Annotated in this window: 13 protein-coding genes; 7 read left to right on the top strand and 6 right to left on the bottom strand. The window is 71.3% G+C overall.

What is annotated here, in order from left to right; genetic code table 11:
• Window positions 1–132: 132 nt before the first annotated feature.
• Both ACZ59A_RS09245 and ACZ59A_RS09250 read right to left on the bottom strand, forming a co-directional pair.
• Window positions 133–360, bottom strand: coding sequence for a cold-shock protein (locus tag ACZ59A_RS09245; protein ID WP_470955607.1), 228 nt, complete (start codon window positions 358–360; stop codon window positions 133–135).
• Window positions 361–370: 10 nt separating this feature from the next.
• On the bottom strand, window positions 371–1,255 hold the full coding sequence (locus tag ACZ59A_RS09250) for a helix-turn-helix transcriptional regulator (RefSeq protein WP_470955609.1): 885 nt from the start codon (window positions 1,253–1,255) through the stop codon (window positions 371–373).
• Window positions 1,256–1,390: 135 nt separating this feature from the next.
• Between ACZ59A_RS09250 and ACZ59A_RS09255 the strand changes: the two genes are divergently transcribed.
• A complete protein-coding gene (locus ACZ59A_RS09255; protein WP_470955610.1) occupies window positions 1,391–2,305 on the top strand; it encodes an SDR family NAD(P)-dependent oxidoreductase in 915 nt (304 codons plus the stop codon).
• A 150-nt stretch (window positions 2,306–2,455) separates the two neighbouring features.
• Here ACZ59A_RS09255 and ACZ59A_RS09260 read toward each other — a convergent pair whose 3' ends face one another.
• Together ACZ59A_RS09260 and ACZ59A_RS09265 are read right to left on the bottom strand one after the other, a co-directional pair.
• Window positions 2,456–3,079, bottom strand: coding sequence for a TIGR03086 family metal-binding protein (locus ACZ59A_RS09260; RefSeq protein WP_470955613.1), 624 nt, complete (start codon window positions 3,077–3,079; stop codon window positions 2,456–2,458).
• A 40-nt stretch (window positions 3,080–3,119) separates the two neighbouring features.
• Complete coding sequence (locus ACZ59A_RS09265; protein WP_470957837.1) at window positions 3,120–4,031, bottom strand: LysR family transcriptional regulator; 912 nt, start codon at window positions 4,029–4,031, stop codon at window positions 3,120–3,122.
• A gap of 79 nt (window positions 4,032–4,110) precedes the next feature.
• On the opposite strand from ACZ59A_RS09265, the gene ACZ59A_RS09270 reads away from it, so the two are divergent.
• From ACZ59A_RS09270 to ACZ59A_RS09285, 4 genes are all read left to right on the top strand, one after another.
• Window positions 4,111–5,091, top strand: coding sequence for an EamA family transporter (locus ACZ59A_RS09270; RefSeq protein WP_470955615.1), 981 nt, complete (start codon window positions 4,111–4,113; stop codon window positions 5,089–5,091).
• Window positions 5,092–5,099: 8 nt separating this feature from the next.
• Complete coding sequence (locus tag ACZ59A_RS09275) at window positions 5,100–5,756, top strand: NAD(P)-dependent oxidoreductase (protein ID WP_470955619.1); 657 nt, start codon at window positions 5,100–5,102, stop codon at window positions 5,754–5,756.
• Window positions 5,757–6,397: 641 nt separating this feature from the next.
• Window positions 6,398–8,938: an SdrD B-like domain-containing protein gene (locus ACZ59A_RS09280; protein WP_470955622.1), complete on the top strand. Its 2,541-nt coding sequence runs from the start codon at window positions 6,398–6,400 to the stop codon at window positions 8,936–8,938.
• Between the two features lie 164 nt (window positions 8,939–9,102).
• Entirely contained in the window at window positions 9,103–9,813 is a 711-nt protein-coding gene (locus ACZ59A_RS09285) for a hypothetical protein (protein ID WP_470955624.1), read from the top strand.
• A 108-nt stretch (window positions 9,814–9,921) separates the two neighbouring features.
• Here the strand turns inward: ACZ59A_RS09285 and ACZ59A_RS09290 are convergent, their stop codons facing one another.
• Entirely contained in the window at window positions 9,922–11,265 is a 1,344-nt protein-coding gene (locus tag ACZ59A_RS09290; RefSeq protein WP_470955626.1) for a right-handed parallel beta-helix repeat-containing protein, read from the bottom strand.
• An 88-nt stretch (window positions 11,266–11,353) separates the two neighbouring features.
• On the opposite strand from ACZ59A_RS09290, the gene ACZ59A_RS09295 reads away from it, so the two are divergent.
• The gene (locus tag ACZ59A_RS09295) at window positions 11,354–12,541 is read left to right on the top strand and encodes a Dyp-type peroxidase (RefSeq protein WP_470955629.1); all 1,188 of its coding nucleotides are present in this window, start codon (window positions 11,354–11,356) and stop codon (window positions 12,539–12,541) included.
• 9 nt (window positions 12,542–12,550) lie between these two features.
• On the opposite strand, the gene ACZ59A_RS09300 is transcribed toward ACZ59A_RS09295, so the two are convergent.
• Window positions 12,551–13,252 carry a S1 family peptidase gene (locus ACZ59A_RS09300; RefSeq protein ID WP_470955632.1) on the bottom strand — a complete coding sequence of 234 codons (702 nt, stop codon included), beginning with the start codon at window positions 13,250–13,252 and terminating at the stop codon, window positions 12,551–12,553.
• Window positions 13,253–13,516: 264 nt separating this feature from the next.
• On the opposite strand from ACZ59A_RS09300, the gene ACZ59A_RS09305 reads away from it, so the two are divergent.
• A complete protein-coding gene (locus ACZ59A_RS09305; RefSeq protein WP_470955634.1) occupies window positions 13,517–14,167 on the top strand; it encodes a response regulator in 651 nt (216 codons plus the stop codon).
• Window position 14,168 lies beyond the last annotated feature (1 nt).

A 14,168-nucleotide genomic window follows, 5' to 3' on the forward strand; every position in this document is an offset into this window, starting at 1 on the left:
GACGAACGCGAGCCTCGGTGTGCGCGCCATCTCCCGCATCGGCGAGACCCCGATGGCCACGACCACCCCCTGCTCGCCCACCTGCGTGCGGCCTACCTGGCCATCCCCGGCGAACCGCTGTAGGCGGCCCGTTCAGCCGCCGTGACGAGGAACGATGCGCACCGCGCGGTACTCGTACCCGTCCTGCTCGAAGCCGGGCGCTTCCCATTCGAGCTCGACGTGCTGTCCTGGTGACAGCGTGCCGAATCCATCCCTCTCGACGTGGGAGAAGTGGCCCCAGCAGCCACCGGGAGTCTCGACGCAGTCGAGCACGCCCCACCCTTCTTCCTCGTGCCACTCGCGCACGGTCGCGGTCACCATGATCCGAACCCTACGGTGCGGTCGGCCAGTTGGCGGCGAGGGGCGGCTTACGGACCTCCGTGACGCGGAGCAGGTCGAGCTTCGCCGCGTCGTCGCTCCCGGCCGCCGCCGTGTACGTCACCATGCGCAGGTCCGCGCCGGGGACGATGAGGACGTCGCAGTCGAGCAGGATGTCGCCGACCTCCGGATGGCGGATCGTCTTCCGGTCGGTGGTGTGCTGGACGGCGGCCGTCTGCGTGGACCAGTGATGCGCGAAGGTGTCGGATACGGTTCGCAGTTCGTTCACGAGACGATCGAGCTGGACGTCCCCGGGGTAGCGGGACACGGCGTCCTTGAGGTCGGCGACGATCGACGCCTCGAAGGCGTCCTGACCCCGCTCGGACTGGACGGGCAGCATCGCGGCGTGCGCGGCGCCGCGCGCGAACAGGGCGCGGGCGAGGTTGCGTTCGGAGGGCGGGACGGCGGCGGGGTCGCCGTGCAGGGCGCACCACGTGGCATTCCACCACACCAGGGTCCAGTCGGCGCTGAACACCCCGATCGGTACGTCGCCCAGGCGCCCGGCGAGCCGTTGGATTCCCGCGGGCACATGGGTGCTGACCGTCCCGTCCTGGGGCGGCAGAAGCCCGGCGCTCCGGTACAGCTGGTCGCGCTCGGCGCGGGAGAGCTGGAGGGCGCGGGCGAGGGCGCCGACGACCTGGGCCGAGGGGTTCGTCGCGCGTCCCTGCTCCAGCCGCAGCACGTAGTCGACCGAGAGCCCGGCCAGCTGCGCCAGTTCCTCGCGGCGCAGCCCCGGTGCGCGGCGGTCGGCGGTCACGGTGAACCCTGCGTCTGCCGGGGAGAGGCGGTCGCGCCAGGCGCGCAGGAGTACGGCGAAGCCGGAGCGGGAGGAACCCATGGGCCCATTCTCGCCGCGCGGCGCCACATCAGCCTGGGTACTGCCAGTCCTAGTGACGGACACGGCACTGGTCGGCGGCGAGGGGTGCGGCGAACGTAGGGGGCCCAAGCCGGGCGGAACGGAGAAAGACACCCCATGAAGCACACCCTCGTGATGACCGGCGCGACCCGCGGGATCGGCCGCGTCGCCGCGGAGCACATCTTGCGCCGGTCGCCGGACGCGCACCTCCTCGTCGTGGCCCGCGCCGCCTCCGGCGCACAGCTCACCGCGGGCGGTCGTACGGTCCCGTACGTCTCGTACATCCCGGCGGACCTCGGCTCGCTACGAAGCGTCCGCTCGGCCGTCACCGAGATCCGCGACCGGCTGGACCACGGTGAACTCCCGCCGCTGCGCGGCTTCGTGGGCAACGCGGGTGTGCAGTACACCGACGCGCTGACCGAGGGGCCCGAGGGATTCGAGTCCACCTTCGCGGTCAACGTGCTCGCCAACCACCTCTTCGTCCGTCTGCTCTTGGACCGCTTCGCCGCGCCCGCCCGGATCGTGATCACCGCCAGCGACACCCACTTCGGCGACCTGCGGCACAACCTGGGCATGGTGCCCGGCCCGGACTGGCAGTCCCCGGACGTCCTGGCCCGTACGGGCGCCTTCCCCAGGCCGGACACCACGGCCGCTGGACGCACCGCTTACTCGACGAGCAAGCTGGCCGCGATCTACCTCGTGCACGAGTACGCGCGCCGCCTGCCGACCGGGATCGACGCCGTCGCCTACAACCCCGGCTTCGTCCCCGGCACCGGCCTCGCCCGCAACGCGGACCCCGTCTCCCGCTTCGCGATGCGCCGCATCCTGCCCGCGATGACCCTCACCCCGTTCGCCACCACCCGCAGCGCCGCGGGCCGCCACCTCGCCGATGTCGTCCTCGGCACGACCAGGGCGCCGACCGGGTCGTACGTCGACCGCGACCGTGCCGCCCGGTCGTCCGAGGAGTCGTACGACCCGCAGCGCGAGGGCGAACTCTGGGACGCCGTCGAACGCCTCACGCGGCGGAGTTGACCCTGACGCGGGGGCGACGTCCGCGCACCGACGACGCGACCACGACGTGGCGACCTTCGACCTCAGGGGCCACGGCCTCGCCCCGGCCGCCGGCCTGGCCGTGCACTACGCGGCCGAGCCACCCCATCCGCATGATCATGTCGGCCTCCCTCACGCCACGGGGCTCCCGCCCGGGTCCCTCCCCATCCGGCGCAGCAGCCGATCCTGGCGGGACGCGTCGGCAGGGACGGGAACCACGGGCGGCGCGAAGAAACGGTGGGTCGTCCCGGCCGCGGTGGGGGTCTCGGGCAGACCGGCGTAGGTCTTCTCCAGATCGCGGTCGATCCACTCCACCAGATCCGGGTGCAGGCGCTCGTCCATGCCCAGGGCGCGCGCGAGGTCCCAGGTGTGGATCACGCTGTCCGTGGTTCGCACGGCGACGGCCTGACGGCCGGCAATGCGGCCCAGGGGATAGTCGAGCGCCCGCTCAAGCGCACCGGGCCGGGCGAAGGCCGCGGCGAAATCGCGCACGGAACGGACATACGCGCCGACCGGATCACCGCCCAGAGCGTCGGCGTCCCGCTGCCGCAGGAAGTCCTCGCCGGTGTCGCCGTTCAGCAGTCCCGTGTAACTGAGGTTGCCCCGGGTCATGTGGTTGACCAGGTGACGTACGTTCCACTCCGCGCAGGGAGTGGACCAGCCCCACTGCTCGTCCCCCACGGCCCGCAACCGCTGCTCGAACTCGGCGCCGGACAGCAGGTACCGCTCGATGAGCGCTTCGTCGGAATCGATCACACCAACCAGCGTCGCCGCCCGCCCCCACGCCGTCTGGCGGCTATCGGACGTAGCGCTCGTCATGCGACGGCGGTCCCACCCCGAGGACGTCGAGCATCGCCCGGGTGGCCGGGCTGGGGTTGAAGCGGCTCCACGCCAGGTACTCGACCCGACGCGGTCCGTCGACCACCGGGATCAGGGCCAGTTCGGGGTCGTCGGCAGCCCGCGGCCGGATGAACGCCGACGGCAGCAGCCCGATGCCGAGCCCGCGCGCGATCAGCCGGGTGATCATCTCCACGACGCCCACTTCGTACGCGACGTCGCGGACCAGGCCCGCGGCGGCGAACGCCTGGTCGGACTGGGCCCGGGCGGGTGTCCCGCTCACGAAGTCCACGAACGTCTCGTCGGCGAACTCCCGCATCGTGGCCCGGGGAACGCCCGCCAGCCGGTGCCCGGCCGGGACCACCAGCACATGTTCGTCGCGATCGAGGGCAACGCTCTCCAGACCGTACGGCGGTTCGCTCTCCGGCACGCCGAGAAAGGCGATGTCCAGGTCGCCGTTCCGGACCGCCGCCGCCAGCTCATCGCTGCGCCCGGAGCGGAGGGTGACGCGGACGTCCGGGTGCTGGGCGCGGTACCGCTGCAGCAGCTCGGGTACGTCGACGGCGGATGTCGTCACGATCACGCCGACGCCGAGTCGGCCGCGTACCACGCCGGTCGCGGCGGCGGCGTCGGCGGCCGCGCGGTCGGCGGCGGCCAGGCACTCGCGCGCACCGGCGACGAACGCCGCTCCCGCGGAGGTCAGCTCGACACGGCGGCTGGACCGGGCGAACAGCTTGACCCCGAGCTCCCGCTCCAGACCGGCGATCCGGTGACTCAGCGAGGACTGCACTACGAAGCAGCGCTCCGCGGCGCGGGTGAAGTTGCGCGTTTCGGCTACGGCGACGACGTAGCGCATCTGCTGGAGATCCACCCGGCAATCTTCCTCGTTCATCGTTGCGATGAAAAGCATGTGTTGGACTCATGGCAGGTCAGTTCCGAGACTTCATCACATGCATACCTCCACCGAGCGGGCCGCTGGCCGGGCAGCTGGCCCGCCGCGGATCCCGTACGCGCGGCAGGCGGCCACCGCCGCACTGACCGCGCTCGCCCCCGCGTCCTGGGGCACCACGTACGTCGTCACCACGGAACTGCTCCCGTCCGGGCATCCGCTGTTCGCCGGGATGCTGCGCGCCCTGCCCGGCGGGCTGCTCGCGCTGGCCATCACCCGCGTGCTCCCGCGCGGGGACTGGTGGTGGAAGGCCGCGGTCCTCGGCGTGCTCAACATCGGCGCGCTGTACCCCCTGTTGTTCATCGCCGCCGAACGACTTCCCGGCGGTGTCGCCGCCACCCTCGGCGCGACCCAGCCGCTGCTGGTCGCCGGGTTGGCCGTCGTGCTGCTCCACGTGCGACCGACGGCCTGGGGACTGACCTGGGGCGTGCTCGGCGTGGCGGGCGTCGGACTCGTCGTACTGGGACCGCAGGCCAGGCTGGACGCCGTCGGCATCCTCGCGGGCCTCGGCGGTACGGCCACCATGGCGACCGGGATCGTCCTCACCAAGCGCTGGGGGCTCCCCGCGGGGGTCGGTCCACTGACCCTTACCGGTTGGCAACTGACGGCGGGCGGCCTGCTGCTGCTCCCGCTCACCGTCGCTGTCGAGGGGGCGCCGCCGCGCATCGACGCCGGAGCCGTCGGCGGATACCTGTGGCTCGGCAGCGTGGGCGGGCTGATCGCGTCCACGCTGTGGTTCCGCGGCATAGGAAAGCTGCCGGTCGGCGCGTCCGCACCGCTGGTGCTGCTGTCCCCGCTGGTCGCGACCGTCATCGGCGTCGCGATGGGGGAGTCACTGAGCCTCCCGCAGACCCTTGGCTTCGTCCTCGCCCTGGCCGCGCTGCTCGCGGCGCAGCTCAACGCCCCGAAGCCGTCGGGCCGCGTGGCCCCCGGCAGCCCGACAGAAGCCCAGCCCGAGAAGACCGAAGGACGGATCCGATGAGGAAAGCCATGACGATCGCCGTACTGGGCGCCACCGGGATGGTCGGCAGCAGGGTGGTCGACGAGGCCGCCGCACGCGGCCACCGGGTGATCGCCCTGTCCCGGAAACCCGCCGTTGAGACCCCCGGAACCCCGAGCGTGACGCCCGTCGCGGTCGACGCGACCGACCCCCACGCCCTACGCGAGGCATTCGGCACCGCGGACACCGTCGTACTGACCGTGCGGACCACACCGGTCGACGAGGAGTTCCTGGTCGGCACCACCCGTACGGTGCTGAGCCTCGCCGCCCGCCTCGGGATCCGCGTCCTCGTGGTCGGCGGCGCCGGCGCGTTGCGCAGCCCCGACGACCCCGATCTGCTGGTCGCCGACAACCCGGCCTACGTCCCCGCCGAGATCAAGCCCGTCGCCGCCGCCGGAGTCGCCCAGCTGCGAGCCTGCCAGTCCCACACCGCCGACTACGTCTACCTGAGCCCACCGGCCCTGCTCGAACCCGGCGCCCGAACCGGCCGCTACCGCCGCGGCACCGACACCTTGCTCACCAGCGCCGACGGCCGCTCCTGGATCAGCGCCGAGGACCTGGCGGTGGCCGCGGTAGACGAACTCGAAACCCCCGGCCCCGACCCCCTCATCACGGCCGTCCACGACGGCGAACGCGGATCAGCGTGAGCATGACGCCCCCTGGGGAAGAGCCCCAGCCCAGCGGCTTACTACGTGGTACCCCGGCAGGATTCGAACTTGCGGCACCCGCATTAGCGACCCGCCTGCTCCAAAGTCACATATGACGCCACGGTCATCACGCGGCAGGCGAACCGGAACGTCGCACGTTCTTTCGGGGGACATTCTCCGGGTGTTCGAGGATTGTCGCGAACCCCCGTGAATGCCAGCGGTACCGCTGGTGGCGGCGGGACTTCAGGGATACGATATCGCGCGCTGCTCGCGGTGGCGGTCGGTGAGGTCGGCGGTGGGGGCGTGGGTACCGTGATTGAGCTGCAAGAACCTGCAATCCAGGGCGGTCCTGGCCAAGGTATTGAACGCGCGTTCGCCTTTCCTGGCCCGCGGAGCTTATGCCCCGCCAGCAGCATCAAAAAAACGATTATCGCAACGCGGTCCACGTAGTAGCAGTGGGCCCTTTTTCTTTTCCGTGGATTCCCGAACTGGTGTCCGCGTCAGGGGCCACGAAGTGGACGTGTGGCGAGCAGCGGGGGATTCGTTTTCGTGACAAGAGGAGTGTGGAGTGTGGTGCCATGAGCCGAGTATGCAGAGACGCTCGCCGGTCGGCCTGGGGGCTTGTGGAGCCTCTGGGACGCATGGGGTTATCCGTTCTTTTGCTGGCAGGCGGCACCGTGGGGGCGGCGGCCGGACCGGCCGCCGCTGCGGCCGCCGACGGCACGCTGACGGTTGAGGTGCTGCGTGACTTCTTCGGCACCGGCGTGGTCAACACGACGATGGACGTGCCCCAGCGGGGCATGAAGGTGGCGGTCTCCGACCCCGCCGGTCACCTGGTCACCGGCGTCACGGATGCCACGGGGAAGGTCGTGGTGTCGCAGTCGGCGGTGCTGGACGGCGGTCGATACCGCGTCGACGTCAGCATCCCGGCACCGTACGGCGACTATCTGCGGGCGGCGCCCGCGTCGACGGTGGAGAACCACTTCGACAGCTTCACGTCGTTCGTGGATGTGTCGGACGGAAAGAACGCCTCGGTGGTGACGGGGGTGTGGGATCCGGCCGACTACGCGCTGCCGGACTCGCGGTACTTCGTACCGGTCCACAACGGCGCCAACGGGACGGACAACCGGGCGTTGGTGGCGTTCGGGACGAAGACCCGGGGCACGTGCCCCACCGATGTGGCGTGCCCGACGACGCTGGCCACGCAGGACCAGGTGGGCACGACGTTCGGGTTGGCGTACGACAAGGACCGGACCCAGCTGTTCCAGAGCGCGTTCGCCCGCCGGTACGCCCCGTACGGGCCGCAGGGCGCCGGTGCGATCTACACGGTGCCGGTCGACGGCTCGGGTGCGCCACAGCTGTTCGCGCGGGTGCCGGACGCCGCGGTGACGCAGCACGACACCGCCAACATGATCAAGGATCCCGGGTTCACCGACGCGCCGGGCAAGGAGAGCATCGGTGGCCTGGCCCTGTCGGAGGACGGCTCCACGCTGTACGCGGTGAACCTGCGGACCCGCAGCCTGGTGAGCTTCGACGCGACAGGGTCCACCGCCGCGGCGCCCAAGTCGACGGTCCCGATCCCGGACCCGGGCTGCGCGAGCCCCGACGACTGGCGGCCGTTCGGCCTCCAGGTCCACAACAACACGCTGTACATGGGCGGCGTGTGCAGCGCGGAGAGCACGCAGAAGCGCGCGGACCTGAAAGCCGTCGTCTCCACCTACGACGGCAAGCGGTTCACCACGGTGCTGACCCACGCGCTCACCGACAAGCGCGGCAGCGTCTTCGGTTCCGGCGACAAGGCCACTCACTGGAACCCGTGGAACACCAGCCTGGACACGTGGGACGACCGGAAGGCGGGCGGCGTCTTCATCGATCCGCAGCCGGAGCTGGCCTCCCTCGCTTTCGGCCGCGACGGTTCGATGATCCTGGGTTTCCGCGACCGGTTCATGGACGTGCTCAGCTGGGGAGGGCTGGATCCCCGCCCGGGGAACGACACGGCGGAAAACGCCATGTCCGGTGGTGACATCGCCATGGTCTGCGCCACTCCCACCGGTGAATACCAGTGGGAAGGCACTGGGAGCTGCCCCAACCACGCCACCCCCGCCAACAGCGGCGGTCAGCCCGCCGATGTCGCCGAATACTTCCCGGGCGACACCTACGCCAACGCGCACCAGGAGACCGCGCTGGGGTCGGTGGCCTATATCCCGCAGCAGCAGTGGGTCGTCAGCACGGAGTTCGACCCGGTCGTCGACGTCGCGACCTCAGGGACCGGGTACCACGACATCACGACCGGTCAGGGCCCGGGCAACAACCCGAAGGCCAACGGGTTCCAGTTCGTCAGCCGGGAGCAAGGCGGGTTCGGCAAGGCCGGCGGGCTCGGTGACATCGCGTACGCGGCGGCGAACGCGCCGGTCCAGATCGGCAACGTCGTGTGGTTCGACGGCGACCACAACGGGATCCAGGACCCGGGGCACGTGCTGCTGCCGGGGGCGACGGTCAACCTGCTGGACGCGGACGGCAAGCAGGTCGCCACGACCAGGACCGATGCCGCCGGGGAGTACTACTTCGGTGGTGTCGGCGCCGAGTACGAGCTCACGCCGGGCGCGAAGTACACGGTGCAGTTCGACGTGTGCACCGCGGACACCAGCAAGGTGCCCGAACAGCCCCCGGCGAGCGACCTGCGGTTCACACTCCCGCGAGCCGGTGGCAACCGTGCGCATGACTCCAATGTGACCCCGCCGACCACCGGACGGTTGTGCGACGGCTCCGCGCCTGTCACGGCGCCGGACAAGCCGGGCGGGGTCGATCACACGATCGACGCCGGGGTGTACATCCCGAAGGCAACGCCGACCCCGACTCCGACCCCGACGCCGACCTCGACCTCGTCACCCGATCCGACCCCGACTCACACTTCGCCATCGAAGCCGACCTCGGCACCGAGCCCGGGACCGGCGTCGCCACCGGCCGGTACGCCGCCGTCACCCGCGCCGCCCGGCAACCCGGGTCCGCCCGCCGACCCGGGTCCGGCCGCCAACGTGGCTCCGGCCGGTAGGGGCACGGGTTCGCTGGCGCACACCGGTATGTCCAGGCTGCCAGAGGCGGTCGCCCTCGTCGGGCTGCTGGTGGGCACGGGCCTGGTGCTCGCGTTCGTGAGCCGGAGGCGTCGCGCCCGGAAGCACTGAACGAACCGGACAACAGCGATCTGCCTGCCCGCGACCTGGATGGCGCGGGCAGGCAGATCACGTCTCCAGAGAGGGCGAGCGTGAGAAGTCGGCAAGCCATCCCAGGCCGTGCGGCTGACCGGCGCCGATGGTCGCGGCCACGCTGGGCGGCAGCCGTCCTCGGCATGGCGGCCGTCGCGGTGGCCGCGTTCCTGGCCCTCGGCATCGGCATCGGCGACGGCGGCTCCGGCCCCGGCGGTCCGCGCGCACTGACAACGGACGAGGCGAACCGGCTGGCGATGACCCGGTTCCGTAACTACGAGGTGCACGGCCGCGCGGTGACGATCACCGTGCCGGGCACCGCCGGTGGGCTGACCGTCACCGGATCCGTGGACTACCGGGGCAAGCGCGGTTACGGCGTGGTGCACGGCACCGGGCGCGACACGTCCAGCGACGGGCTGATCCAGTGGACGGCCACCTCGGTGTTCGTCCACCCGATGGCGAACGCCCCGGCCCGCGCACCCGCGTCGCCGCCCCGCTCGGGCTGGTACGGCCGCCCGCTGCAGTCGTCCGGCAGCTCGCTGGACAGTTCGCTGGCCATCGCACTCGGCCTCGGCAGCGACCGGCCGGACAACGCCCAGCTCATGCCGCAGAACGGCGCCGCCTGGTGGGGGCGGGACCAGGTGGACGGGCATCGGGTGGACGTCATGACCGGGCCGTCCTCCCGCGACCGTTCCGGTACGGCGAACAGGGTGCGCTACTGGGTCGGCTCGGACGGCACCATGTACCGGGTCCGCGTCAGCGTGGGTTCCGCGTCGCGGCCCGCGGTCATCGATTTCGACACCCAGAAGTACGTACCGGTCAGGCCGGTCCCCGGAGTCACTCCGACGCGGTAGCCGCCGTTCGGGACGTACCGCCGTTCAGGATGTACCGCGTTCAGGACGTACCGCCGTTCAGGACGTACCGCCGTTCAGGACGTACCGCCGTTCAGGGCGTACCGCTGTTCAGGGCGTCCGCACCCGCGCGTGCGCGGCAAGCAGGGACGACAGTGGCAGCGGTACGTCTGCCATGTCCGGCCGGGCCGGAACGGCCGGGACAGCGGTGGCGCCCGTGGTGGTGGCGTGGGGGAACCGCGGCTGTCGGCCGGGCGCCGCGACCTCGGTGAACGGGATGCCACCGGGCGCGGTCGGGATCGACCACCGGCCGCCGGGCGAGGCCGACTTGGCGGGCAGCGGACAGGACGCGGTTTTCGCGAGCCGGGCGGGCACCGTGGTGCGCAGATCATTGCCGCGCAGGCAGTTGCCCCGTCCGCGCGTGGCGGTGGGGAACGTCCAGCCGACGTCGACGCCGTTGCCGGTGAACGTGTTGTCCACGATCCGGTTGCCGACCGACGGCAGGTCGGCCGTCGCGGTGATCACCAGCCCGGCGTTGCTGTTGTCGGCGACGCGGTTGCGGACGAACTGGTTGTCGCTGCCGCCGTCGACGCCGATGCCGGTGCCCCACCCGCCGTCGGCCTGCTCCGGGGTGGCCCGCTGCTGGTTGGCGGCGATCAGATTGCCCGCGATGACGGCGTCCCGCTGCGGGAGCAGCTTCTCCTGGTGGTCGGAGTTGGTGGTCAGGCCGACCCGGTTGCCGACGAGACGGTTGCGGACCACGTACATGTCGCCGCTGGCGTTGGTGCCTTCGTAACCGACCGCGTTGAGTTCGGCGACGTTGTCCCGCACCACGATGTGACACGGCTTGCACTGCCCGACGTAGATTCCCGAGTCGGCCCCGCCCGAGGCGTACGAATGCTCGATGACCCCGTTCTGCGCGGAGAACGCGTAGATGCCGTACAGCCCGTTGCGGGTCGCGGTCACATACGAGACCAGGAACGACTTCAGGAAGGTGACGGGCTCGTCGCCGGTGTCGTAGCCGCCGCTCCGCCCCGGCAGCCCGGCGGCGGCCGCCGCCGCGGAACCGGTGACCAGGACTCCGTTCTGCGTGTTGTTCCGCACGGTCAGGTTCTGTACCGCCACTCCGGGCGCCGCGACGACGACACCGTTCGGCTGCCGCAGCCGCCCGTCGATGACGACCTTGTCCCGGGACGCGCCGCGAAGAGTGACGCGGGCCGTGTCGATCTTCACCGACTCGTGGTACGTGCCCGGGGCGACCAGCACCAGGTCACCGGGGTGGGCCAGGGACACCGCGTCCGAGATCGTCGGGGCATCGGCAGGCACGCGGATCGTCACATGCGCACCGGTCGGCCGTCGGCCCTTGTCCGATCCGCCATCGCCGCCGCTGCAGCCGGACACAAGTGCCAGCGTGCCAAGTACCGCCGCCACCACGCGAAGAGCTAATCGAGGCATGATCCCAGTCTGGCAGAACGCCCAATTCCACGCCCTAATCGGCGAGATTGACCGACGTGCACGATTCGAGTGTGGCACCCTGCACCCCATGCATCGCGCCGATCACAACCCGTCACGCCGCGCGCTCCTCGATGTCACCGGCACCGCGGTGGCCGCCGGTCTGATCGCCGGGTGCACATCGGACTCCGCCCGGCCGGGTCGGCACGCCCCTACCGCGGCGGCCGCGCCGACGCCGGTCGTGGCGATGGGGCGGCATCAGGCGGGCATCACGATTCCCCAGCAGGCCCAGCGCAACCTGCTGGCCGTAGTGGCCGACCTCGGCGCCACCGTGGCCGTCGGCCCGTTACTGGCCGACCTCGGCCAGGCCATCCGCGCACTCGTCGCGGGGACCGACCGGCGGCTGCTGGGCCTGCCGCCGGGCGACCTCACCGTGACCGTAGGCGTGGGCCCCCGGCTGGTGCGCGCGGCCGGTGCCTCGCTGTCGGGCACGAAGCTGTCGGGCACGAAGCTGCCCGGCGCGGCCGACCTCCCGCGGTTCTCCCGCGAGCGGATCGCCCCACGGGCCCGCGGCGGCGACCTGCTGCTACAGATCTGCGCCAGCGACGCGCTGCTCCTCCCGGTCGTCGCCGCCGCCCTCCTGGACCAGGCCGGTGACCGCGTCCACGAACGCTGGCGGCAGTCCGCACGCCGCGGGACGGACGTGCCCATCGGCAACGGCCTCACCGCGCCACGAAACCCGCTCGGTTTCATCGACGGCATCGTGGGTCCGCACACGGCCGCCGAACAACGACGCGACCTGTGGCTGGCCGGGCCCCCCGCGGTGGCCGGTGGCACCCTTGCCGTACTGCGGCGCATGGAACTCGACCTGCCGCGGTTCGCCGCCCTGTCCGTAGCCGAGCAGGAAGCGGTCTTCGGGCGGCGCCGGGCCAGCGGCGTCCCCCTCTCCGGCGGCCCCGTCGCGTCGGGCCCGGACCTCGGCGCCAAGACACCGGACGGACGCTATCTCGTCCCCGCGGACGCCCACGTGCGCAGGGCGAACCCCACCGTGGTCGGCGCCGGGCTCATGCTCCGCCGCTCCTACACCACCGACGAGCCCGCCCCGGGCCTGCTCTTCATCAGCTTCCAGAACGACCTGCGGACCTTCACCGCCACCCTCACCCACATGGACACGTCCGACGCGCTGCTGCGATTCACCACCACGACGGCCAGCGCGACATTCCTGATCCTCCCCGGCTTCGACCGGCGACACCCGCTCGGCTCACACTTGTTCGCCTGACCTCGCCGATCATTTCGCGGTGGCCCGCTCGATCCAGTCGCGGTGGGCGGTCAGGTCGGTGTAGATGCCGGGGCCGCTGGCGCACTTCGGATCGGCGTCGCCGTCGCGGCTGGTCGCCCCGATCAGTTCCCACCGCCCGGGACGGCCCTTGATCTGCGGCCCGCCGGAGTCGAGGATGCACGCCTGCGCGTTCTTGGTGGGGCTGTCGGTGCACAGCTCGTTGTCCGCGTGGTAGTTCTCGCTGCACCGCTCACCGGGGACGATCTTGGTGTCCAGTTCCTGCAGCCGGATCGGGGGGTCCGGGCACTCGCTGCCGTCCTCGCAGGTCATTCCCCATCCCATGATCCGAGTGTCGGTGCCCGGACGCCCGGATTCAGCGGCCACCTTGATGGGCTTCGCGTCCACGGGGTGGTCCAGCTTCATCACGGCCACGTCGTTGCGGAACGGCTCGTAGGAGAAGTCCGGGTGTGCGGTGACCTTGGTGACCTTCGCTTCGGCACCCTTCGTACGATCGTGGTCGCTGACCCGAACGGAAAGCTGCTGGGGCTTCACATTCACCGCGCAGTGCCCGGCGGTCACGATCCAGTCCGGTTTGATCAGTGAGGCCCCGCAGTAGTGGTGGCCGTCCTTCTGCACGCTCACCATGAACGAGTACGGGGACGTGGCGTCGTGTCCCCCGATGATCGCCGATGCCGACGGTGCCGTTGCCATGGTGAGCGTGATCGCCCCCGCCCCCGCCACCGCACACAGTGCCGCTTTGCCGCGCCTGGCCATCTGTCCTCTGTCCTCTCGAACTTCGGGCCCGGCCGGACCCGACACCGTCGATCCTGTCCCGGTCGGCAGCCCCGTCGCGTCACCCTTTGCGCTCGGGCGGACTTGCCCGAAAGTCGTACGGCGAGCTGGCGGGGCGTACCGGGGACGGCGGATACCGTGTAGAGGCGATGTCGCAGGTGAGCGGACGAGGAGGTGGCGTGAGTGACCGTCAAGGTAGTCCTCCTCGATGATGAGAAGTTGGTGCGTAAGGGCATCCGGATGATCCTCCACGCCGAGCCGGACATCGAGGTGGTCGCCGAAGGCGACGACGGCTCGGTGGCAGTGGACCTGGTGGCCAAGCACCGCCCGGACGTGGTGCTCACCGACATCCAGATGCCCCGCGTCGGCGGCCTGGAGGTCGCCCGGCGGCTCGCCGCGCTGCCCGATCCTCCCGCCGTCGCGGCGCTCACCACCTTCGACGTCGACGAATACGTCTACGCCGCACTCCAGCACGGCGCGGCGGGGTTCCTGCTCAAGGACACCTCGCCGCGCGAGTTGGCCGACGCGGTACGGATCCTCGCGCGCGGCGAGGCGATGCTCTCACCGCGTATCACCACCAAGCTGCTGGCCGTCTTCGCCACGGGCGCGGGCGCGGCCGCCTCGCAAGCGCGGTCGCGGATGGCGGAGCTGACCGCCCGCGAGCGCGAGGTGGCCTTGGCAGTCGCCCAGGGCCACAGCAACTCCGAGATCGCCGGCGGCCTGTTCGTGAGCCAGTCCACCGTCAAGGTCCACCTCAGCCGGATCATGGCCAAGCTCGGCGCCGCCAACCGCACCCAGGTCGCGCTCATCACCCACGACGCCGGACTGACCTGAA

It is taken from the genome of Streptomyces sp. NPDC040405, from assembly GCF_055595765.1.

What these genes read in the sequence shown, in the direction of transcription:
- ACZ59A_RS09245 (WP_470955607.1), bottom strand. Translation starts at nt 360, where the DNA reads ATGGTGACCGCGACCGTGCGCGAGTGGCACGAGGAAGAAGGGTGGGGC.
- ACZ59A_RS09275 (WP_470955619.1), top strand. Translation starts at nt 5,100, where the DNA reads ATGACGATCGCCGTACTGGGCGCCACCGGGATGGTCGGCAGCAGGGTG.
- ACZ59A_RS09250 (WP_470955609.1), bottom strand. Translation starts at nt 1,255, where the DNA reads ATGGGTTCCTCCCGCTCCGGCTTCGCCGTACTCCTGCGCGCCTGGCGC.
- ACZ59A_RS09280 (WP_470955622.1), top strand. Translation starts at nt 6,398, where the DNA reads ATGGGGTTATCCGTTCTTTTGCTGGCAGGCGGCACCGTGGGGGCGGCG.
- ACZ59A_RS09285 (WP_470955624.1), top strand. Translation starts at nt 9,103, where the DNA reads ATGGCGGCCGTCGCGGTGGCCGCGTTCCTGGCCCTCGGCATCGGCATC.
- ACZ59A_RS09295 (WP_470955629.1), top strand. Translation starts at nt 11,354, where the DNA reads ATGCATCGCGCCGATCACAACCCGTCACGCCGCGCGCTCCTCGATGTC.
- ACZ59A_RS09290 (WP_470955626.1), bottom strand. Translation starts at nt 11,265, where the DNA reads ATGCCTCGATTAGCTCTTCGCGTGGTGGCGGCGGTACTTGGCACGCTG.
- ACZ59A_RS09255 (WP_470955610.1), top strand. Translation starts at nt 1,391, where the DNA reads ATGAAGCACACCCTCGTGATGACCGGCGCGACCCGCGGGATCGGCCGC.
- ACZ59A_RS09270 (WP_470955615.1), top strand. Translation starts at nt 4,111, where the DNA reads ATGCATACCTCCACCGAGCGGGCCGCTGGCCGGGCAGCTGGCCCGCCG.
- ACZ59A_RS09300 (WP_470955632.1), bottom strand. Translation starts at nt 13,252, where the DNA reads ATGGCAACGGCACCGTCGGCATCGGCGATCATCGGGGGACACGACGCC.